Below are 21,312 nucleotides of genomic sequence, written 5' to 3' on the forward strand. Positions count from 1 at the left end.
TCCAGCAGAGTCCCGAATCAATGGTGTAGCCAGCTGTAGTGGATCGTGCGGTGTGGTGCGGCATGCTGGGGCAGTGAAGAAGAGAACCAGGGCTGCGGTGTACGTGCTCGTCGAGGGCGCGGCAGCTGTGGTTTCCCTGTTCTTTCTGATGGTCGGTCTCATTCTGTTGTCGCTCTCGATTCTGATCGTCGGCTGGTTGCTGTTGCCGTCGTACGTGCGAGTGCTCCGGTGGTGGGCCGGCCTGGCTCGCAAACGCACCGCTGCGTACACCGGACGCCCTGTTCTGCAGCGATACCCACCGATGCCCAGCAATCCGACATTCGGGGACTGGAGCCGGTTCCTCACCGATCAGTCGACGAGGCGCGACGCGGCCTGGTTGTCGATTCATGGTCTGGGTGCTTTCGTCGCGGCGATGCTGACCATTGCTCTGCCACTCGGTGCGCTCAATGCGATTGCAGTCCCGCTGTACTGGCAGCAGATGCCCGCCGGTGAACCCGTCAACAATCCGTACCCCGTGACGTCGTGGCTGGGCGCTGCCGGAATGCCGTTGATCGGCATCCTGTACTTCCTGATCGCGTGGTGGTTGATCCCCGCGATGGCGAAATGGATCAGCTGGTCGACCACGACTTTGCTTGCGCCGGATACGCGTTCGGACCTCTCGAAGCGCGTCACCGCCCTGACGGCCAGCCGCGCTGCGGCGCTCGACGCGCATTCGGCCGAACTCAAGCGCATCGAGCGGGATCTGCACGACGGAGCGCAGAACCGTCTGGTCGCGGTGGTGATGATGTTGGGGATGGCCGAGCGGTCGTTGCAGAACAATCCGGACCAGGCTCTGCCACAACTGCATCGGGCCCAGGATGCGGCCACCGAGGCGTTGAGCGAACTCCGGACGTTGGTGCACGACATCTACCCGCCGATCCTCGACGAGTTGGGTCTGGAGGGCGCGATCTCGGCGCTCGCCGGGCGCTCCGCCGTGCCCTGCGTACTCGAGATCGACGAGCTCCGCCGTGCCCCGGCTGCCGTCGAGGCTGCTGCGTACTTCGTCGTCGCCGAGGCCTTGACCAACGTCGCAAAACACAGCGGAGCCCGCAGGGTCACCGTCACGGCACGGACGGAGACGTCGGACGACTCGTCGGGTGAGACGATGCTCATCGACGTGATCGACGACGGTCACGGCGGCGCGAACGAACGCCCGGGCGGCGGCGTGGCGGGTATTCGACGCCGGGTCGAGGCTTTCGAAGGAACCGCAGTATTGGAGAGCCCGGAGGGTGGACCGACAACGATGAGGGTGGAACTACCGTGCGGATTCTGATTGCCGAGGACGACGCTCTCCTGCGAGAGGGGCTGGCCCTGCTGCTCCGTGGAGAGGGCTTCGAGGTGTCTGCTGTCTCCGACGCCGCGCAGTTCCTCACGGTGTTCGAGGAGACCGCCCCCGACGCCGCGGTGCTCGACGTCCGGATGCCTCCTACTTTCACCAACGAAGGACTTCGAGCGGCGATCGAGGTGCGCAAGCTTCGCCCGGGCTTTCCCGTCCTGGTCCTTTCCGCTTACGTCGAGGATCGTTACGCCGGTGAATTGTTGGCAGGAGGCGCTGGCGGGGTCGGGTACCTGCTCAAGGAACGAGTCGGGAAGGTAGCCGAGTTCGTCGACGCATTGAACCGGGTCGTCGACGGTGGAACGGTGATGGATCCCGAGGTCGTATCCCAACTGATGAGCCGTCGACGCGCCGACGATCCGATCAGATCGCTGACTCCACGCGAGTCCGAAGTTCTCGGACTGATGGCGGAGGGGTTGGGAAATCAGGAAATCGCCAGGAAACTGGTCGTCAGCGACACTGCTGTGAGCAAGCACATAGGAAATATCTTCGCAAAACTCGGCCTGTCGGCTTCCGAAAGCGGGCATCGTCGTGTTTTGGCAGTTCTAGCTCATTTGCGCGCCTGATCATGGATCTGGACTACATACCTGACCGAAGCGTAATGTGAGCCAGCCTCATGTTGTTGCCGTGATCGAACGGTGACCTGAGAGGCAGGGGCTTATGTCCTGTACGTAACGTGTGATGTCGAATGCGCGTCATCACCAGAAACCAACGAGGAGATCGATCAATGGGTAAGCCGATTGCCAGTGTGGCCGGAGGTCGGCAGTCCGTCCTTCTCGGGCTCGGCGTTCACCGCCCGGAGCGAGTCGTGACCAACGACGAGATCTGCGAGCTGATCGATTCCACCGACGAGTGGATCCAGACGCGATCGGGTATCAAGTCGCGCCGGTTCTCCGGCGAAGGTGAAGGCATCCTCGCGATGTCGATCAGCGCTGCCCGTAAAGCACTGGACGTCAGCGGCATTGCACCCGAGCAGATCGGTGCCGTGATCATCGCGACGTCGACGTGGGACCTGCAGACTCCCCAGGCTGCGTCCATCGTCGCCCACGAGCTCGGCATCAAGGGTCCGGCTGCATTCGACGTCGCGGCAGGCTGCGCCGGTTTCTGTACCGCTCTTGCAGTGGCCAGCGATCTCGTTCGCGGTGGCACGGTTGATCACGTACTCGTCGTCGGCGTCGAGTTGATGAGCGAGGCCACCGAGCCCACCGATCGCAGCGTTCGCTTCATCTTCGGTGACGGCGCAGGCGCAGTTGTCGTCGGCCCGAGCGACACCGTCGGAATCGGCCCGGTCGAGTGGGGTTCGGACGGCAGCCAGTCCGACGCCATCGTTCAGGAGCCCAGCTGGCTCGACTACACCAAGAACCCGACCGGACCTCGGCCGTGGATCAAGATGGCCGGCACCGCGGTGTTCCGCTGGGCTGCCTTCGAGATGGGCAAGGTCGCCACTCGCACCCTGGAGAAGTCGGGGCTGGGTATCGAGGACATCGACGCTTTTGTGCCGCACCAGGCAAACCAGCGCATCAACGAGGTCATCGCTCGCAGCATGAAGCTGCCCGAGGGCTTCCCCGTCTCCAACGACATCGCCGAGACGGGCAACACGTCCGCGGCCTCGATCCCGCTCGCCATGGAGCAGATGCTGCGCGACGGCCAGTGCAAGCCGGGCGACAAGGCATTGCTTCTCGCCTTCGGTGCGGGCCTGTCCTTCGCCGGTCAGGTTGTCGTCATGCCGCCGTTGGCTGGAGCAGAATCCGCCTGATTGTTCCTTTCGCAAGGGCGCCTCGAACCCACGGTTCGGGGCGCCCTTCCGTTTCCGTCCGGATCGTCGAACGTCTGCGATGTGGCACTCTGGCGAGATGGTCGAGAACGTGGGGGAGTCCGAACGTAATGGTGTGACGGGCGGCAGCTTGGCAAAGATGGGTGGGCAAGTGGCGCTCGCCAGCACGGTCAGTCGGATCACCGGCTTCGTCCGCACCCTTGCCCTTGCCGCGGTCCTCGGCATCGCCCTGGTCAGTGATGCGTACAACGCGGCAAACAGCTTCCCGAACATGGTCTATCAGCTCCTCCTCGGCGGGATTCTCGCCAGCGTCCTGCTTCCGTATCTGACGCGGCAACGGAGCCGTGGGCGGACGCTCGAACGAGAGCAGACGCAGCGCGTTCTCACCGTCGGAGCGCTGGCTCTTGCGCTCGTGACGGTAGTGGCCGTGGTGTGCGCGCCGCCTCTGGTCTCGGCCGTGATCGATGATCCGGCTCAACGAGAGCTCACGACGCTCTTCGCGTACTTGCTTCTTCCGGAGATCTTCTTCTACGGCGTCACGGCGATGATGACGGCTGTGCTCAGCGTTCGATCGGTGTTCGGCGCGCCGGCCTGGGCGCCGGTGATCAACAACGTCGTCCTTCTGGTGACGGTCGCGGTCTTCCTGTGTATCCCGGGACCGGTGGCTCTGACTCCCGAGTCGATGACCACCGCGCAGGTTCTGGTGATCGGTATCGGCACTCTGCTCGGGATCGTGGCGCAAACCGCCGTCGTTGCTCGAGCGCTGCACCGCAACGGGTTTCGGTGGCGCCTTCGCGTGCGGGTCGTACCGCACACCTGGCGCCCGGTGCGCGTCGGGGCGCCGTTGCTCGGCTGGGTACTTGTGTACGTCGTTGCCGGCCAGATCGGTGTGTGGGTGACGATGAAGGTCACTCTCTCCCGTCACGTCTACTCGATGTACACGCACGCGGATCTGCTGTTTCAAGTGGCGTACGGCATTCTCGGTGTGTCGTTGCTGACGGTGCTGATGCCGCGGATCGCCAGGTCGGTTGCTGCGGGTGACGACGTCGGCGTCGTATCCGATCTCGGCCGGGGAGCCCGGTATTCTGTGGTGGCGCTGATCCCGGTGACTGTGGCGCTCATGGTGTTCGGTCCCTCGTTGACCACCTTGATCTTCTTCGGCCGGGTCGACGGCAGCAGTGCCCGGTTGATCGGGACGGCCGTTGCGGTCAGTGCATTCGGGCTGGTGCCCTTTGCGATGGTCATGCTTCAGCTGCGAGTGTTCTACGCCGACAACAACACCCGAACTCCCGCGCTGATCGCCCTGGTGATGGTGGTCGCCAAGACTGCGCTCGTCCTTCTTGCGTCACTGTCGGCGAGTGACGAAAGGCTGGTCCTGGCCGTCTGTGCCGCCGGCTCGTTCTCCTACGTGTGTGGAGCGGTACTCGGCCACATCCTTCTTCGAAAGCGATACGGGCTGTTGGGATTCCGTCGCGTGCAGGCCACCGTCGGAAGGATTTCGGCGGCGGCAATTCTGGCAGGTGGTTGTGCGCTCGCTTTGGTGGTGGCGGTTCAGAACCGAGTTCCCGAGCCCAGGCTTGCTGCTGTTATTTCATTGTCGGCGGGTGCGGCCGTCGGTGCCGTCGTCCTGTTGGGTGCATGCAAGGTCGTCGGTGTTCCCGAGATTCGCCGGGCGCGAACCCTACTGCTGTCCTGAGGACAAGAGCGGTACCAGCAGTTCGTCCGGAGTGAGGGCGCCGTGCTGTCCACGGAGGCCGGACAGTCCCGATTCGACAGATCGACGTACGACGGCCACGTCCCCGGACGCAATGGCGATGACATCACCGATCCGGCCGTGATACTCGGAATGCACTGCAGGCCCGAACAATCCTGCGACTATGCCCTCGGACCTCGTCCCGATCCACATGCGGTCACCCAGTTCGGCGCGCCAGCGGTCCGCAACATCTTGTGCAGCGCCTTCTCGGGTGTGGATGTGACGACATCTAGGTTCACCGGCAAGAGCGAGTACATCTTTGGACAGAATTGGAGTGTTGTCGAAGTCGATCTTGTTCTCGTCCGACACGTCGACCATTCCGTGGTCTGCCGTCACCAGCAATCTCACGTCCGGGCCGAGAGCCGCGGCGAGTTGCTCGACCAGTCGATCGACCAGCATCAGTTGGAAGATCCACGGCTCGGACTCGGGTCCGTAGACGTGGCCGAGTGCATCGATCTCGCTGATGTAGCAGTACGTGAACGTGCGGTCGGCAGATTTCGACGCCGCCACGGTGCGAGCGAGGAGGTCTCCGTATGCCTGGATTCCGGCGAACTGGGCACCGCGCATCCCGGCACGGGTGAGGCCGCTGCCGTCGAACTTCGACGGTACGACGGTTGTAACGGTGATGCCGGCTGCGGCGGCGCGATCGAACGTCGTGGCCTGCGGCTGCAGGGTTTCCGGGACGATGGAGTCGGTCTGAGATTCCTTCTTGCCCGCGCTGTGCCAACCCAGCCAGTTGAACACCGAATCGGCTTCTTCGACGTAGGACTGGTAGCCGGTGATGCCGTGCGCTCCCGAAGGCAGACCGGTCCCCAGTGAGACGATGCTGGTGGCCGTCGTCGTGGGGAAGCCTGCCCGGATGGGCGTTCCGATCAGTGAATTCAGGAATGGTGCGTGTTCGGCGTTGCGGGCGAGCAAGTTCGCGCCCATCCCGTCTACCAGCAGAATTACGGTCTTCTTGCTGGGCTGTAGATCGAGACGGTTCGCTTCGCCGCTCACTCCGAGAGAAGCGAGTACCGACGGCGCAAGCGTCGACAGAGTCGGCTGCGAGTACACATCGAGGAGAGGGGCGGGGGCGGGCATCCCATGAGATTAGGCGTTGGACGCAGAAAACTGCATACCTTCTGGGCGAGTGTTCAAATCTGTGCGGTCAAATCCGGACTTTCCAGATGATCAGCGCGCAGAGACCGCGGACCGGTGCGGCCTCCGCGCGGAGAGTCATTCCATGATCGTGGAGATCTGGAACTTGGCACCTAGTGGATCGGCCACCGACGCGAGACGACCGAAGGGCGTGTCCTCGGGATCGCGCAAGACGCTGCCGCCGAATTCGACGACCTTGGCGACGGCCGCATCGGTGTCGTCCGCCCCGAAGTACACCTGCCAGAACGACGGCGCCTCTGCCGGGAGGAACGAGCTGGCATCCATCAAACCGGCGACGACGGTGTCGCCCTGCTTGGCCTGTGAGTACCGGAACTCGTCGCTGTCACCGATCGACTCGTAAGTCCAGCCGAACACGTCGGTGTAGAACGGCAGGACCGCGGCGTAGTTCTTGGACAAGGTCTCGTGCCAGACCGGCGCTCCGGCCTCGCCGACCAAACCGAAGCCGTGGTGCTGATCTGCCTGCCAGATGCCGACGACGGCACCGGCCGGATCGCCCACGATCGCCATGCTGCCCTGAGGACCGACCTGCATCGACTGCATCATGATCGTTCCGCCCGAGGCTTGGGCCTTGGACGCCGACGCTGCCGCATCAGTCGAGGAGATGTAGGTGGTCCACACGTTGCCGTAGGGGTTTCCCTCCTGCTGGGGTCCGAGCCCGGCGATGGGCTGCCCGTCTTTGCTGAAGATCGCGTAGCCGCCGTACTGCGGGTCGTCGTTTGTGTCAGCCTGCCAGCCGAACACGTTGGTGTAGAAGGATTTGGCAACCTCGGTGTCGGAGCTGGTGAGGTCGATCCAACAGGGTGTTCCGTCGAGCGCTGTGCGTGCGGGCATCTGAAAACTCTCCTTAACCGAAACGGATACACAAGCAGGGGACGCGGAAATGCTTGGCCGAGGAAGGCCTGAATCTCACGCTACGCGCGTACCCCGACACATTCCCAGGGTTCGAGAGCTTTGGGGTATGTGTCCGTTTCGCGTTCCCCGGTGGGCCGGACCTGCCAACGTAGACGACCGCCGAATCGTTCTTGATACTCCGAAGTTGATGGGGCACTTGCTCGATCGGCAAGGGCGTTCCACCGGGGAGTGTTGGTACGTGTCAGCTCCTGATCAGCCCCGTGCGATCGAGCCACGCGAGCGCATGACGGGTGAACTCGTCCGGAATCTCCAATTGTGGGGTGTGGCCGGTGTCGCCGAGAATGATGGTGGTCCAGTGTGGATGTGCAGCAGCGGCTGCCCGTGCGGCCTCGACCGGGACAAGCCGATCGCGATCGCCGTGCATCAGGAGCGTCGGAGTCGTGATCTCTCGCAATGTCTTTCGATAGGAGGCAGGACGGGCGAGGGTCATCAGCAGTGACCGTGCTGCCTGAAGGAATTCGGCATCCTGGGTAGGTTCGTTGCGGCGAATCGCCGTCAAGGCAGCGCCCGCGTCGAGGACCGCGGGGTCGGCTCGCGTCGGATCGGCAAAACACAATCTGGTCATCTGAGCGGCCAACTGCCGGTCTGACATCTTTCGGCGTCCGAAGCCGAGAACCTGCTCACCGACGTACGGCATCGAGTAGAGCGCGAATTGGGCGGCGACGGTCAGATCGGGAAGTTGGACGGGCAGGGGGAGCGCCGGATCCACCAGCACCAGGCCGGCGACTGATTCGGGACTGGCATGGGTCGACATTGCCGAGACCATTCCGCCCATGGAATTGCCGAACAGGACGGCGGGCTCACCCACCACTGTGTCGAGAAAGCGATTCAGAAGTACTGCGTTGGCGTCGACGCCGGTGTGTCGCCCACGGGCAGAGGTGAGTCCGAATCCGGCGAGGTCAAGTGCGTACACGCGCGTGCGCGCCGCCAGCGCCGGTGCGACCCGCACCCAGTTCAGGTGCGAGCCGCCCAGACCGTGAACGAGCACGATGGGCGGCGCTCCGCTGGGACCGCCGAAGTCGATCCAGTGAACGTCACCGCCGAGATCGGTGATGTTGCTTGTCCCGCCCCACGGGTGTGTGAGGGTGCTTCCGTCGGTGAGTTGGGCCGAAACAGCGGATTCCATACCTGCCAGGATGCACCGAGGTGTCGTCGTAGTCACGCACTCGTTCCGGTTCGGGATCCGAATATGTGTCATCGATCACGGCTTCTCAAGAAGCTCAGGAAACGGGCAAAACGGAATTTGACTGGTGTTCAGCACTTTTCGAGGCTGTCGCCGCTTTCCGGCGGCCGTGGCGCGCGTCCGGCGGAGGTCGGTTCGGGCATACTGAAAACCATGTGGTGGATGGTCGGGCTCATTGTTCTGGCCGCCTTGGTTTTGGCATCCGTTCTGGTCGGTTTCGTTTTCCGCCGCCCGATCGCCGAAGCCAAGTCGGCGGTGCTTGCCTTCGACGACGCCAGCTCTCAGCCCCAGCGCGACTGACCACCGTCGAGCGGAATTGTTGCTCCAGTCAGATACGCGGCATCCGGGCCGACCAGGAAAGCCACCGCGGTTCCGATGTCCGTTTCGCAGTCGCCGATCCTCCGTAGCGGAATCCCGGCAACAAAGGCGGCAGCCTCCTCCGGGCGTGCATCTGCCCACCGCTGCAGCCCCGGCGACGACGCGTGGGGAGCAACCGCGTTGACCCGGATCCCGTCGACGCCCCATTCGCATGCTGCCGCGCGACTGAGGGCTCGGACGGATTCCTTCACGGCCGCGTAGCCGCCGTAGCCGGCAGCGTCCCAGCGGACGGCCACGGAGCTGACCATGTTGATGATTGCCCCGCCGCCGCGCTCCTTCATGAACGGGTAACAGGCTTGCATGGTTCGCAGAGTCGCGACGGGGCCGGACGTCAATCCGTCGGCAAGGCGCTCCGGAGTGAGGTCGAGGACGTTGCCGAGCGGGTTGAGGCTGGCGTTGTTGATCAGAATGTCGACGCCGCCGAACAGTTCCACCGTTCGCGCCACGGCTCCGGTGATGGAATCCGCGTCGGCGATATCCATGAGCACCGGTTCGGCACGGCCTCCGCGTTCGGCGATCTCGTTACATGTGACGACGAGTTTCGACTCAGTGCGGCCCGCGACCGCGACGGAAGCGCCCTCCTTGGCGAGCGCAAACGCAACTCCCTGGCCGACGCCTTGCCCTGCGCCAGTGATCAGGGCCACTTTTCCATCCAACTTGCCCACTGCTGTTCTCCTGCTCGTCATTCAACGGTTCCCGAAGCGTTGTCCGAATCGCGCATTGTTACTCGTGGGTTCCCGCTGGATGAGATGTGAGTTACGTCCCACTCAGCGGCACCGCTTCAAATTTCGGTCGTCTTACGTATATTGTGAGCGCCGTTACATACCGGGCGCGCGGACCGCGTACACATTCCATGATGAGGAGCTAGACATGGCATTCACCACTGGCAGCAGCAAGACGGACCTCGCAACTCTCGGCGACTTCCAGAAGATCATTGCAGGCCTGGGCGGCGTTCTCGTCGGCATCGGCGCAGTTGCAGGTCTTCTCGGCGCAATTGGTGGCGCAGGAAGCTCGCAGCCGAAGGCTTGATTGCTTCGCTGAACCGGATTTACGGCCCCCGGCCCGCATTCTGAAGGTATTGCCTTCGTGGATGCGGGCCGGAGGTTTGTCTGCAGATGAATACCTGTGTCTTGCAGGCACATTCATTTTTGTGATACGTCGATCTTTGCCGGCACATCCGCACCTTCTTCGTGGACCTGGGGTCCGAAGTTCGGCAGCGGAGTGTAGTCGAGCATCGCCTCCGAACCGCGGTAGTGGCGGAAGTAGTAGAGCGATCTGTCCGGTCGTATGAGGGTGTCGGGTCCTGTTGTCTTCCAGGCCCAGTGGACGTCTGCTCGCAAAATCTCCGACAGCCTGACGATGTTCTTGCAACCATGGCTCTGTAGCCCAAGGCATTTCAATTCCTCGACGTCTCGCAATTGCCCGTCGCGCGTCCACCTGGATTCGTAGACCAGAGCATCGAGAACGACGCGGTGCGAACCCGCTTGAGTAACGCCGGCAAGTAGAACCTCCCAGTCCAATCCTGGTGCGTGTTGGAGGTATTCGTCGGCGTCGATGAATGCTGCCCATGCGACGGTGTCGCGGTACCGGCTCACGTAATCGACGTACGCCTCTACCTGTCCGTGCACGATCCGACCGTCCGCGTCGCGCGGTTGCCAGTCGACGATCGTCACCGGAAGGTCGTGCAGTTCTTTGCGGAATGCGACCTGAACTTCACTGTCCGACATCGATCGGGTGAAGGCGCCGTAAGAGTTGCCTCTCTTGTCCTCGCTGCGGCCGTGCCAACGGTTGAGACTGAATGCGCTTGTCTTGCGGGTGGACCCGACGGAACCGGTGTTGTCGTAGAGAACAACCTCCCAGCCTTGCTCGATGTGGTGCAGGCACCAGTCCCTGATGAAGGGGAGATGTTCGCGGGGGAGCAGGACCGCAACCACGGCGCGGCGCCCGGCGTCAGAGCTGTTCGGATGATTCTTCGGATCCGTGATCACCCGACACACGATAGCGCTCTGCGTGGATGCGAGTTACTCAATGCTGCTCGTGGGAACGGTTGATCGTAGAACGTTGACACATTCGGCTATTTGTCTCATAGTCGAGTCATGACAACTTCTGTGTCACATTCGCCACGGTTTGTACCTTCCACCGGGGAGTCCTGGCGTTCGCCCTGGGCCATGTACGACGCATTGCGCGAGAACGACCCGGTGCACAACGTTGTGCCGGAAGCTGCGCCGCAGGACGACTACTGGGTGCTCACCCGTCACGAAGACGTCTACAACGCCGCTCGCGACTACGAGACGTATTCGTCGGCAAAGGGATTGACCACTGTCTACGGTGAACTCGAACAGATTGGGATGCAGGACAATCCGCCGTTCGTGATGCAGGATCCGCCAGTGCAGTCGGAGTTCCGGCGCATGGTGTCGAAGGGTTTCACTCCGCGTCAGGTATCGGCGGTCGAGCCGATGGTTCGCGAATTTGTCGTCGAACGTATCGAGGCGCTGAAAGCGCGTGGCAGCGGCGATATCGTCGTCGAGCTCTTCAAACCGTTGCCGTCTATGGTTGTCGCACACTATCTGGGTGTGCCGGAATCGGACCGTGACCAGTTCGACGGCTGGACCGAAGCCATTGTCGCTGCCAATTCGGCAGGTGGTGTGGCCGCGGCAGCGACGACGGCGCAGGCCGCCACCGGTGAGCTGATGATGTACTTCGCTTCGCTGATCGAACGCCGCAAGGTCGAACCGGGTGACGACACGATTTCGCACCTACTCGCCGCTGGACTCGGTGAAGACGGCGACATGTCCGGCCTGCTGTCGATTCTGGGCTTCGCCTTCACCATGGTGGCCGGTGGAAACGACACCACGACAGGAATGCTGGGTGGTTCGGTGGCGATGCTGACCGAACGCCTCGACCAGCGTCAGATCCTGCTGGACGATCCCGCATTGATCACCGACGCGGTCGACGAGTTGCTTCGACTCACCTCGCCGGTCCAAGGACTGGCACGCACCACGACGCGAGATGTGGCCTTGGGTGGCAAAGTGATTCCGGCAGGACGTAAGGTTCTGCTGATGTACGGTGCGGCCAATCGTGATCCCGAGAAGTACGGACCCGACGCGGCGGAGTTGGACGTCTTGCGTCGACCGCAGAAGATTCTCACCTTCAGTCATGGCGCCCACCACTGTCTGGGGGCGTCGGCAGCTCGGATGCAGGCTCGAGTTGCGTTGGAAGAGTTACTCTCCCGGATTCCCGACTTCCATGTCGACATCGACGCGATGCAATACGCGCCGGGCAACTACGTGCGCCGTCCGCTCTCGGCTCCGATGTCGGTGACTCGGCCATGAGCAACGACTGGCTCGGCGAGGGGCGCGCCTTGGCGGCAGCCGAGAAGATCCTCGACAGCGCGGCACAATTGTTCGTCGCGAAAGGCGTCAATGCGGTCGGTATGGCGGAGATAGCCTCTGCTGCAGGATGTTCCCGGGCCACCTTGTATCGGTACTTCGAGAATCGGCAGGCTCTTCACATTGCGTTCGTTCACCGCGAAGCTCGCAGGCTGGGAACTTCGATCGCGGAATCGGTAGCGACCATCGACGATCCGAGTGAGCGTCTGGAGACGGCCATACTCACTGCAGTGTCCGCGGTGCGTAGCACTCCGACGTTGGCTGCATGGTTCACCCCGGGTGATGCGAGTCTTGCCGGTGAACTTGCCAATTCATCCGACGTCATCAACGGACTTGGTGTCGCGATGCTCGGTGAACTCGGAGCAGGCACAGCGTCGCGGGCGCGCTGGATCGTGCGAGTGATTCTCTCGCTGCTCATGGTGCCGGGGGCGGACGAGAACGACGAGCGGACGTTGGTGCGTGAGTTCGTCGTTGCGCTGTTGATTGCTGGACGGGCCACCTGATCATCCCTTCCGGGTGATGCGCGAGGGCTGCGTGGGAATCGAGGATGAACCGATATCCCGACACAGGTCACCGCGAGTTCCCGAGGAGCGTAAGAGAAGATGACTACACCGTCCGAACTCGACCCCAAGCCCGCCACCGAAGCGACTCGCCTGGCAAATGCCCAGGTTCTCCGTGACCTTCCTTTCGACGACACCTTCGACTTCGAACTGATTTCTCGAGGTCTCGTGGCACCGCTCATCGATGGCGGACTGGTCAAAGGTGACAAAGGGCAGTTCATCTTCTCGTACGACGCCTACGGGTTCGCCGACGGCGATGCACCGGATACCGTCAACCCGAGTCTGTGGCGCCAAGCCACTTTGATGGGAAAGGGCGGTGGACTGTTCAAGCTGGCTGATCGTCTGTACCAGGTGATCGGCCAGGACTTGTCCAACACGACGATCATCGAGGGCGACACCGGGTTGATCATCGGTGACACTCTGATGTCCGCGGAAACAGCCGCTCTCGCGCTGGAGTTATACTACCAGCACCGCCCGAAGGTTCCGGTCAAGGCAATCATCTTCACGCACTCCCACGGCGATCACTTCGGCGGTGTCAAAGGATTTGTCACCGACGAAGAGATCGAGTCCGGTGCCGTAAAGGTCTACGCACCAGACAGTTTCACGGAGGAAGCGATTTCCGAGAACGTACTTGCCGGCACGGCGATGACACGTCGCGGAATGTACATGTATGGATCGTTCCTGCGTCCGGGGCCACAAGGGCAGGTATCCGGTGGTCTCGGCCTGTCCACTTCGCACGGCACTTCGACGTTCGCCGTGCCTACCGACGTCATCACCGAACCGGTGCACGAAGAGGTCATCGACGGTGTGCGCGTGACGTTCATGCTCGCGCCGGGAACCGAAGCGCCATCCGAAATGCTCTTCTATTTACCAGATTTCAAGGCGCTCGGGTCAGCTGAGGACGTCACGCACACGATGCACAATCTATACACGTTGCGCGGCGCCAAGACTCGCGACGCCAAAGCGTGGTCGCACTACGTGCGTCTGGCAATGGAACTGTTCCCCGACGTCGAAATCATCTTTGCGCAGCATCATTGGCCCACGTGGGGCAACGACAAGATCTTGAAGCTGATGTCGGATCAGGCAGATCTGTACAAGTATCTGCACGATCAGACGTTGCGCCTTGCCAACAAGGGACTGACACCGGTAGAGATTGCCGACCAGATCGAGGTACCCGACGCGATCGGAAAGCAGTGGTACAACCGTGGGTACTACGGCTCGCTCAGTCACAACGTCAAAGCGATCTACACCTTCTATCTCGGTTGGTTCGACGGCGTTCCCGCTCATCTCAATCCCCATCCGCCGGTGGAGAACGGCAAGCGCTACGTCGAAGCCGTCGGCGGGCCGGACGCACTTCTGACCAAGGGCAAGCAGGCGTTCGACGACGGCGACTACCGCTGGGCCGCGGAGTTGGTGAACCATCTGGTGTTCGCCGATCCGAGTAATCAGAAAGCGCGAGAGTTGTTGGCGGACACGTACGAACAACTCGGCTACCAAGCCGAGAACGGTACGTGGCGCAACTTCTACCTGGTCGGAGCGATGGAATTGCGGCATCCGCTGGCGCCGATGCCGTCCAACAACCCCACTGGCCCGGCCGTGGTCGCAGTGATGGCGCTCGAGCAGATGCTGGACTTCTGGGCAGTTCGCCTCGATGGCCCGAAGGCCGCCGACGTCGACCTGTCGTTGCGATTCGTGTTGTCGGACACCGCGGACAACGTCCTGGTCACAGTGCGCAACGGCGTGCTGAACTACGACATGGACAAGGCAGATGCTTCGGCCGCTCTGACTCTGACCTTGACCCGTGCCGTGTTCAACGAGGTGTATCTGGGAACGACCTCGCTCACCGAATCCATCAAGGCCGGAACGGCAAAAGCTGTGGGAGATCAGTCCGAACTGGAGACGTTCATCTCGCTGCTGGAGGACTTCGATCTGTGGTTCGATATCGTCACGCCGTGACTGGTCGACTCCATGATGTGGCCCGGGCGGGGGATCATTCGAAACGAGAAGGATCTCCCGCGCCGACGCGCACGATTTCGGGAACACCGGACGAATAGTCGACGACTGTGGTGGGTTCGGTTCCGCAGTCACCCGAGTCGATGACGGCGTCGAGTTGGTGGTCGAGTTCTTCCTTGATCTGCCAGCCGTCCGTCATCGGTTCCTCGGCGCCGGGCAGGAGAAGGGTGCTGGAGAGGATGGGTTCACCCAACTCTTGCAAGAGTGCCCGCACTACCGGGTGGCTGGGGATACGCACTCCGACGGTCTTCTTCTTGGCGTGTGCCAGCCTACGCGGAACTTCCTTCGTGGCGGGAAGGATGAACGTGTACTGCCCAGGCGTAGCCGCTTTCACCGCGCGGAACGCCGAGTTGGTGACGTGGACGAAGTGCCCGAGCTGCGCGAAATCGGCACAGACCAGCGTGAAGTGATGGTCCGAACGCAGATGACGGATCTCGCGGATCCGATCGGTGCCCGAGTGATTGTCCATTCGGGCGCCCAGGGCGTAGCAGGAGTCGGTGGGGTAGGCGATGACCGCGTCGTTGCGCAGCATTTCGACGATCTGGCTGATCGCGCGCGGCTGCGGGTTTTCCGGGTGAACGTCGAAGTATCGGGCCATCAACTCAGCTTAGTTCAGCTTGCAGATCACGAATGCCGTTCACCCTTGAGACTGTGGTCGGCGAGCAAACCCGTCAGCTCTTCGGCGTAGGCGAGTTGCTTACGTAAGTGTGTGCAGCTTTCTTCCGCCCGGGTGTGGCAGTCGGTGACGAATTCGGTTGCAGCGGTGCGCGTTGACGCGTCCGAAGCTTCGTCGCCGAGCACTGCCAGAGAATCGAGAAGTTGTTTCATTTCTTCGAGACTGAATCCGAGCGGCTTCATTCGTCGGATTACCAGTAGCCGTTGGACATCGGCCTCGGTATAGAGGCGGAATCCTCCGGCGCTCCGCTCGGACGGAGTAACCAGACCGACCTCGTCGTAATGACGGATCGTCTTGATCGACAGTTCGGTGCGTTCGGCAACCTGTCCGATCTGCATGTTCGGCCCTTGGCCCGCATGTTCCGGCTCAGACATCACTCCCACTTTCCTCGCGCTGGGCCTCCATACTCTCAGTGACCGTCACCCAGGCGACCGGACAGGCGCAGGTGGCGCTCGGCCGATGCGTCGCCGAGCCCCACGATCTCGACATTCTTGCCTCTGGCCGCGTACTTGGTGGTGATGGCGTCCAGTGTCGCGACGGTCGACGCGTCCCAGACATGAGACTCGGACAGATCGATGACAATGTTCTTCGGGTCGCCGGCGTAGTCGAATTGGTAGATCAGATCGTTGCTGGATGCGAAGAACAGTTCGCCTCGAACCGCATAGACACGGGTGTCCTCGTCCGGATGCGCGACGTCGATCACTTCGGTGAGATGCGCGACGCGGCGAGCGAAGATGACCATCGCGGTGATCACTCCGATGATCACGCCGTAGGCAAGATTGTGGGTCGCGACGGTGACTACCACGGTGACCAACATGACCACTGTCTCGCCGATCGGCATGCGGCGCAGGGTCTTCGGATTGATGCTGTGCCAATCGAAAGTGCCGACCGAGACCATGATCATGACGGCCACCAATGCGGCCATGGGAATCAACGCCACCACATCGCCGAGGCCGACGACGAGTATCAGCAAGAACACGCCCGCCAGGAAAGTCGAGATTCGAGTGCGAGCGCCGGAGACCTTGACGTTGATCATGGTCTGGCCGATCATCGCGCACCCTCCCATGCCCCCGAAGAAGCCGGTGACGATGTTCGCGACGCCTTGGCCCCACCCTTCTCGGGTCTTGTTCGAGTGAGTATCCGTGACGTCGTCGACGAGCTTGGCCGTCATCAACGATTCGAGGAGTCCGACGAGCGCCATGGCCAATGCGTACGGCGCAATGATCGACAGTGTGTGCATGTCCAGGGGGACGTCGGGGAACAGTAGCGTCGGTAGGCTCGACGGAAGCTCGCCCTCGTCGCCGACGTTGGGGACATCGAACGCGAAAACGACTGTGGCGGTTGTCAGTAGCACGATTGCCACCAGTGGAGCCGGGACGGAGTTCGTCAGTTTCGGCAGGAATACGAGTATCAGAAGTGCGACTGCAAGGAGTGGGTAGACGAGCCACGGAACATCGATCAGGTGGGGGAGTTGGGCGATGAAGATCAAGATGGCGAGTGCGTTGACGAATCCCACCATGACGCTGCGCGGAATGAAGCGCATCAACCTTGCGACGCCCAGGAGGCTCAGCACGATCTGGAGAAGGCCGGCCAGAAGGACTGTCGCAATCAGGTAGTCGATTCCGTACTCGCGCGTCAGTGGAGCGACGACCAGTGCGACGGCGCCGGTAGCTGCGGAGATCATTGCGGGTCGTCCGCCGACGACGGCGATGGTCACTGCCATCGTGAACGACGCGAACAGTCCTACCCGCGGATCGACGCCGGCGATGATCGAGAACGAGATCGCCTCGGGAATCAGTGCCAACGCCACGACCAGTCCGGCCAAAACCTCCGTTTTGAGACGGTGAGGTGACCGGAGCGCGGCGCGAACCGAATTGTCGTTGGTGGATGAAGCGATGGTTACTGCCATGAGATTCCGTCCTGACGAGGTTCTCATACTCTACCCTCCTGTAAGGGTAGAGTATGAACGGAGTTCTCACTACGGCGCGGATTTCTGTCGAATTGTGTTTCCCCGCAATGGATCTCGAATCGCGAGATTGATCGAGAGGGGTAACGCTCGCGGTGGCGGTCAGATGTGACGACCAGTAACCCTTACCAAGTATTTACCTACTGTGTGGTTTTTGTTTATTGAAAAAGGGTCAACTCGGGCGCTGGCTCCGTTACAGTTCGGCGGCAAACGTCAATCAGGTTGTTCCGAGAGGACATCATGTCAAAACGCCTACTGAATGCTGCGCTCCTTACCGGCCTCCTTGCCGGTGGAACCGCTGTGGCCGTGATTCCGGCGACCGCGGCGCCCGTTGCAGAAACCACGTCGACAACGTTCCAGGTCACGTGCCGCGCAGTTCCGAGTGCGTTCTCCGGTCCTTCGTCAGACGGAAAGCCTGCCACGGTGCGGGTTTCGGCTCCGACGGTAGTCGCGCCAGGTCAGGTCTTCGACATCGACGTGGATCCGGGTAGCGTCCAGATCCCGAACGATGTGAGCGGCGCAAGCGTCAAGAAGATCTCGCGTCTGAAGATTGATCTGCCGATTCCGACCAACGCGGAGTTCGTTTCGGCGACGGTCACCGATCCGGGCAATGTTATTGCCGGGAAACCTGCTTCGGTGATTCGTGTCAACGAAGACGGCACTCCCGCAGCGGACGGTCCGATACTCCGGTTGTCCGGCGCAAACGAAGCGATCGGCAACAGCCCGTCATCGTCGTCGGGTGCGCACGGTGGGCTGGCGATCAATGCTCAGTCCGGAGTCGAGACCAACATCGTCTTTCCGAAGATCAGAATCACCGTAAAGGCCGGGCCGTCCGGCGCAGTCGAAACCAATGTCCGGACTTCGGGTGCTGCAGGTACTTTCGGCGGGCCCGAGTCATTTTTGACCTTCCTCCCTCAGGTCAGTCACTGGCTCGCGGGAACCATCTGGGCGCCCACATCCTGCTCGCCGCGCGACGCTGAGGCCGGCCCCCTCAATGCCGGTGCCGGCGCCCTGGCATCCACGAAGATCGACGGGGACCTGGGGCCCGTTGATCCTGAGCCAGGCGCGGACATCGTGACTAAGCTCGAAGGACCGGCTACCGCCGCGACCGGTACCAAGGTGTCTTTTGCTTCTCACGTCGATCCGGAAAACACAACGGGAACAGTACAGTTCATGGTCGACGGCAAACCCGTCGGTGACCCGCGGCCGGTGGTTCGCGGTATTGCGCGCCTGGATCTCACCTTCGGTAAGGCGGGTACCAAGTCCGTGACTGCAGTATTCACCGCTACCGGAGACGAGGCGAAGTACACGTCGGCGGCACACGTACTCACGGTGACCGGTGACACCACAGGTCCGGTCGATCCCGACCCGACCGATCCGGGCACTCCGGGCGGTCTCGGCAGCCTCGAGTCCGTTCTGCCGCAGCTGCCGACGGGTTCGCTCGGTGGCAAGTGATCACGGTCCTACCTCACTGAACTTTCAATGGCCGAGTTCTTCTGAAAGGCAACACATGAACCCCCGCACTCTGGCAGTTTGCGCTGTCGTACCAGCACTCGCGGCCGGACTCCTCGCTGTGTTCGCGCCGGTGGCAGCGGCTTCCGATACCGTGACGCGGACAGTTTCCTTCGAACACAAGTGCCGGGTCGACGGCGCCACCGATTGGGATTCGTCGTTCTCCGACAACATGGAGGTAACCGCGCCCACGTCCGTGCGTCCCGGCGAACAGTTCACAGTGAAATTGCATCCAGGCACCATGCGTAGTTCGGATTCGGACACCGGTCGTATCAAGTACGACATCGCACTACCGCAAGGGGCAACCCTGGTTTCGTACTCCCTCGTCGGTGATTCGTCGTCGAACTTGACCGGCGAGACTGCGGTGCTGCTCCGGGTGGGCGCAGACGGAAACGCGAACCCGGCGGGTGAGTACCTGCGAATTACCGGTACCGGCAACAAGACAGTCAACGACGGTCCGAGCGCCAGCGACAACAAGCCCAAGGAAGGGCTGCAAGTCAAGGCCAACACGGACTTTCGTTTGCCGGCAGTCGAATTGAAACTTGAAGCTCGGTTCGACGAGGGAAACGCGACGACGCACCTGCGCGCCGGGGCGACGAGCCCGAGTATCAAGATCAAAGACACGAGCATGAGTTTCGGTGAGTCCCGGTGGGTCAATGCCGCTGGGTATTGTGTTGCTTCGGGCGAGGGACGCAGCGCCCTCTCGACTACCGAGGTATTCACGACCAACCAGACCGAGACGACGGTCGCTGTCGCGCTGGAGGCACTGACGGGCGAAGACGTCAAGATTGCGGCGAGTATCGACCCGAACCCGGGTGAGGGAACGGTCGAGTTCTTCGACGGCGATACGAAGATCGGCAGCGCCACAGTCGATTCCAATGGCCATGCAGAACTGGTCTGGCCGTTCCGCGACCAGGGCGAGCATCGCATCACCGCAAAGTTCTTGGGTACCAAGAAGTTCAGTTCTTCGGAATCTGCGGACAAGACCGTGACCGTCACCGTGCCTGGTGTCATCGTCGTCGAGCCGGTGGATCCGACGGAACCGGAAACTCCTGGTGGAACCGGAAGCCTCGGGGACATCTTCTCGAAGCTGCCGACGGGCTCACTCGGAGGCTGAGTCACCCAAACGGCAGGGGAGCGTCGACGTTTCGGCTCGAATGCGGGTGTGATCGAATACTGGAATGACAGGTTCGAATCATGCCGAGAGCCGCAACGCCGGCGTTCTCTGATCTTCTCAATGGGAGTCTCCGTCACGGAAATCGGGCCAGAACCACAAAAAGGTAGCTCACCAAAACTCGTGCCCTTTTACTACCGTTAGTTGAAGAACTGCGCGAACCGCGGGTTCTTACATCAACAAGCCTTCGAACTCGCCGCTGCGGTTCAGGTATGAACAAGGTAGGGAAAATGCGCAAGGTTAGTTTGCTCGCGTCCGCTGCAGCAGTAGCTGTCGGTGTGGCAATGATCGGGACGTCTGCGGCCTCAGCAGCGCCGGGAACGATTCCCGGTCACGGGCTGTTCGACGTGCCGTGGGAGGTGTTGCCGGGAACCTACACGACGTCTGGGCCCGTATCAGCTGACATGCCGTGCATATACGGCCGAGCAAAAGTCGACGGCGATGGTGAATTGAATGTACTCGAGTTCGAAAGCACCCTCGAACCGGCGACAGTCACGATTCTCTTGACGGATTCTCGCTTCACCACCGCATATTGCTCTGATTGGAAGCGAGTGTCGTCAGTCGGATCGTTGGATCTCGGATCACTTTTCGGGTCATAGACGTCGCCGCTCTGATTCCAGATGGGCCTCTGGCCGTGGCCACGGACCTCTGCTATCTCGGCTAACGCTCGCCTCGCGGATGTGCTCGTTCGTCTCGAGTTTCCGACCACTCGTCGCATGAGTCCATGACCAGGGACTTTAGCCCTCGGTAATTACCTACCAATCGGTATATTCTGCGAAGGTACGGACTTCGTGACCGATGTGAGTTGGCTCCGGGGGACGTGCCGGCCTCGCAGGACCGCCCGCAAAGTCAGCCCGGTGAGGCCACCGGAGTTCGCGCATTTCGACAGATTGCCGCTGGGTCCGTCCGCTACGAGGGGAGCGGACGGACCTGACAGCACGAGAGAGTGCCATGCCTGAACGTGGTCAAAGCAGAGTGGACGCGGGGATCATTGCCGTCGTCGCAGTCATCACCGGTGTGTTCGTCGCACTGACCGGTCACGGTCTGGTTGCAGCGCTCGCCACCGTAGTGGGCCTCGCGCTCGGAATGGCGATTGTGCGGTATCTGATCAAGGGCCGCTGATCACCGCAAGAGTTCAGCAGGTCGCGAGAATGTCTGCGATGGTGTCGTGTTCGGCTTGGGTGACCCACAAACCGTATGCCGCTTTGACTTCCACTTGAGCAGTCACGTACTGGCAGCGGTAGGCCTTGTTGGGTGGCAGCCACGACGCCGCGTCGGAATCCGACTTCTTCTGGTTCGTGGGCCCGTCGACAGCGCGCAGGTTTCGAGGGTCGTTGGCCAGATTGGTTCGCGTCTGTGTATCGAGCTGTTGTGCGCCCTTCTGCCAGGCGTCCGAGAGTGCGACTACATGTAATCCGTAGCTAGTAGGTAGTGCCGTTGACATCATCCTGGGCTTCCTTCCACGGATTCGGGATATGTGGGCGAC

General features: G+C 61.7%; 22 protein-coding genes. 13 read left to right on the forward strand and 9 right to left on the reverse strand.

Annotation, left to right across the window (positions count from 1 at the left end):
- The first annotated feature begins 73 nt into the window (after positions 1 to 73).
- From AC1Q61_RS10310 to murJ, 4 genes are all read left to right on the forward strand, one after another.
- Positions 74 to 1,312 carry a sensor histidine kinase gene (locus AC1Q61_RS10310; protein WP_223304493.1) on the forward strand — a complete coding sequence of 413 codons (1,239 nt, stop codon included), beginning with the start codon at positions 74 to 76 and terminating at the stop codon, positions 1,310 to 1,312.
- Positions 1,300 to 1,941 carry a response regulator transcription factor gene (locus tag AC1Q61_RS10315; protein ID WP_003945784.1) on the forward strand — a complete coding sequence of 214 codons (642 nt, stop codon included), beginning with the start codon at positions 1,300 to 1,302 and terminating at the stop codon, positions 1,939 to 1,941. The genes AC1Q61_RS10310 and AC1Q61_RS10315 overlap by 13 nt, the downstream gene beginning before the upstream one ends.
- Before the next feature lie 161 nt (positions 1,942 to 2,102).
- Positions 2,103 to 3,131, forward strand: a complete 1,029-nt coding sequence (locus AC1Q61_RS10320; RefSeq protein ID WP_003945837.1) for a beta-ketoacyl-ACP synthase III — start codon at positions 2,103 to 2,105, stop codon at positions 3,129 to 3,131.
- 97 nt (positions 3,132 to 3,228) lie between these two features.
- Positions 3,229 to 4,845, forward strand: a complete 1,617-nt coding sequence (murJ, locus tag AC1Q61_RS10325; protein WP_252194256.1) for a murein biosynthesis integral membrane protein MurJ — start codon at positions 3,229 to 3,231, stop codon at positions 4,843 to 4,845.
- On the opposite strand, the gene AC1Q61_RS10330 is transcribed toward murJ, so the two are convergent.
- The 3 genes from AC1Q61_RS10330 to AC1Q61_RS10340 all read right to left on the reverse strand — a co-directional run bounded on the left by AC1Q61_RS10330 (position 4,831) and on the right by AC1Q61_RS10340 (position 8,101).
- Positions 4,831 to 5,985 (reverse strand): alkaline phosphatase family protein, encoded by a 1,155-nt coding sequence (locus AC1Q61_RS10330; protein ID WP_042452555.1) that lies wholly within the window; start codon positions 5,983 to 5,985, stop codon positions 4,831 to 4,833. The genes murJ and AC1Q61_RS10330 overlap by 15 nt on opposite strands.
- Before the next feature lie 135 nt (positions 5,986 to 6,120).
- Positions 6,121 to 6,894 (reverse strand): VOC family protein, encoded by a 774-nt coding sequence (locus AC1Q61_RS10335; RefSeq protein WP_042920224.1) that lies wholly within the window; start codon positions 6,892 to 6,894, stop codon positions 6,121 to 6,123.
- A gap of 262 nt (positions 6,895 to 7,156) precedes the next feature.
- On the reverse strand, positions 7,157 to 8,101 hold the full coding sequence (locus AC1Q61_RS10340; RefSeq protein WP_042452549.1) for an alpha/beta fold hydrolase: 945 nt from the start codon (positions 8,099 to 8,101) through the stop codon (positions 7,157 to 7,159).
- Positions 8,102 to 8,320: 219 nt separating this feature from the next.
- Here AC1Q61_RS10340 and AC1Q61_RS10345 point away from each other — a divergent pair, with 219 nt between their 5' ends.
- Positions 8,321 to 8,458 carry a hypothetical protein gene (locus AC1Q61_RS10345; protein WP_003945592.1) on the forward strand — a complete coding sequence of 46 codons (138 nt, stop codon included), beginning with the start codon at positions 8,321 to 8,323 and terminating at the stop codon, positions 8,456 to 8,458.
- On the opposite strand, the gene AC1Q61_RS10350 is transcribed toward AC1Q61_RS10345, so the two are convergent.
- Positions 8,440 to 9,201, reverse strand: a complete 762-nt coding sequence (locus AC1Q61_RS10350) for an SDR family NAD(P)-dependent oxidoreductase (protein WP_042452547.1) — start codon at positions 9,199 to 9,201, stop codon at positions 8,440 to 8,442. The genes AC1Q61_RS10345 and AC1Q61_RS10350 overlap by 19 nt on opposite strands.
- 205 nt (positions 9,202 to 9,406) lie before the next feature.
- On the opposite strand from AC1Q61_RS10350, the gene AC1Q61_RS10355 reads away from it, so the two are divergent.
- Entirely contained in the window at positions 9,407 to 9,565 is a 159-nt protein-coding gene (locus AC1Q61_RS10355) for a hypothetical protein (protein WP_156423205.1), read from the forward strand.
- Between the two features lie 113 nt (positions 9,566 to 9,678).
- Here AC1Q61_RS10355 and AC1Q61_RS10360 read toward each other — a convergent pair whose 3' ends face one another.
- Entirely contained in the window at positions 9,679 to 10,524 is an 846-nt protein-coding gene (locus tag AC1Q61_RS10360) for a glycosyltransferase family 92 protein (RefSeq protein WP_042920221.1), read from the reverse strand.
- Between the two features lie 108 nt (positions 10,525 to 10,632).
- On the opposite strand from AC1Q61_RS10360, the gene AC1Q61_RS10365 reads away from it, so the two are divergent.
- The 3 genes from AC1Q61_RS10365 (at position 10,633) to AC1Q61_RS10375 (ending at position 14,441) form a co-directional block, all read left to right on the forward strand.
- Positions 10,633 to 11,868, forward strand: coding sequence for a cytochrome P450 (locus AC1Q61_RS10365; RefSeq protein ID WP_042920218.1), 1,236 nt, complete (start codon positions 10,633 to 10,635; stop codon positions 11,866 to 11,868).
- Positions 11,865 to 12,428 carry a TetR/AcrR family transcriptional regulator gene (locus AC1Q61_RS10370; RefSeq protein ID WP_003945891.1) on the forward strand — a complete coding sequence of 188 codons (564 nt, stop codon included), beginning with the start codon at positions 11,865 to 11,867 and terminating at the stop codon, positions 12,426 to 12,428. Before AC1Q61_RS10365 ends, AC1Q61_RS10370 begins: the two co-directional genes overlap by 4 nt.
- A 99-nt stretch (positions 12,429 to 12,527) precedes the next feature.
- Positions 12,528 to 14,441 carry an alkyl/aryl-sulfatase gene (locus tag AC1Q61_RS10375; RefSeq protein WP_492650844.1) on the forward strand — a complete coding sequence of 638 codons (1,914 nt, stop codon included), beginning with the start codon at positions 12,528 to 12,530 and terminating at the stop codon, positions 14,439 to 14,441.
- Between the two features lie 34 nt (positions 14,442 to 14,475).
- Here the strand turns inward: AC1Q61_RS10375 and AC1Q61_RS10380 are convergent, their stop codons facing one another.
- Genes AC1Q61_RS10380 through AC1Q61_RS10390 form a run of 3 tightly spaced genes read right to left on the reverse strand, consistent with a single transcriptional unit; the run spans position 14,476 to position 17,083 of the window.
- A complete protein-coding gene (locus tag AC1Q61_RS10380; protein ID WP_003945756.1) occupies positions 14,476 to 15,096 on the reverse strand; it encodes an L-threonylcarbamoyladenylate synthase in 621 nt (206 codons plus the stop codon).
- A gap of 26 nt (positions 15,097 to 15,122) precedes the next feature.
- The gene (locus AC1Q61_RS10385; RefSeq protein WP_051649485.1) at positions 15,123 to 15,548 is read right to left on the reverse strand and encodes a MerR family transcriptional regulator; all 426 of its coding nucleotides are present in this window, start codon (positions 15,546 to 15,548) and stop codon (positions 15,123 to 15,125) included.
- Positions 15,549 to 15,583: 35 nt separating this feature from the next.
- Positions 15,584 to 17,083, reverse strand: coding sequence for a SulP family inorganic anion transporter (locus AC1Q61_RS10390; RefSeq protein ID WP_215515674.1), 1,500 nt, complete (start codon positions 17,081 to 17,083; stop codon positions 15,584 to 15,586).
- A gap of 297 nt (positions 17,084 to 17,380) precedes the next feature.
- Here AC1Q61_RS10390 and AC1Q61_RS10395 point away from each other — a divergent pair, with 297 nt between their 5' ends.
- The 4 genes from AC1Q61_RS10395 (at position 17,381) to AC1Q61_RS10410 (ending at position 20,948) form a co-directional block, all read left to right on the forward strand.
- Positions 17,381 to 18,595 (forward strand): Ig-like domain-containing protein, encoded by a 1,215-nt coding sequence (locus tag AC1Q61_RS10395; RefSeq protein WP_042920340.1) that lies wholly within the window; start codon positions 17,381 to 17,383, stop codon positions 18,593 to 18,595.
- A gap of 55 nt (positions 18,596 to 18,650) precedes the next feature.
- Entirely contained in the window at positions 18,651 to 19,769 is a 1,119-nt protein-coding gene (locus AC1Q61_RS10400) for an Ig-like domain-containing protein (protein ID WP_076948607.1), read from the forward strand.
- A gap of 287 nt (positions 19,770 to 20,056) precedes the next feature.
- Positions 20,057 to 20,425, forward strand: a complete 369-nt coding sequence (locus tag AC1Q61_RS10405; RefSeq protein ID WP_003945774.1) for an Rv1352/Rv1906c domain-containing protein — start codon at positions 20,057 to 20,059, stop codon at positions 20,423 to 20,425.
- A gap of 352 nt (positions 20,426 to 20,777) precedes the next feature.
- Positions 20,778 to 20,948: a hypothetical protein gene (locus tag AC1Q61_RS10410; protein WP_007734610.1), complete on the forward strand. Its 171-nt coding sequence runs from the start codon at positions 20,778 to 20,780 to the stop codon at positions 20,946 to 20,948.
- Positions 20,949 to 20,961: 13 nt separating this feature from the next.
- On the opposite strand, the gene AC1Q61_RS10415 is transcribed toward AC1Q61_RS10410, so the two are convergent.
- Positions 20,962 to 21,312: HNH endonuclease family protein (locus AC1Q61_RS10415; protein ID WP_411742485.1), on the reverse strand; the 351-nt coding region annotated here is incomplete at its 5' end.

It is taken from the genome of Rhodococcus sp. MPR-R1B (genome assembly GCF_058793255.1).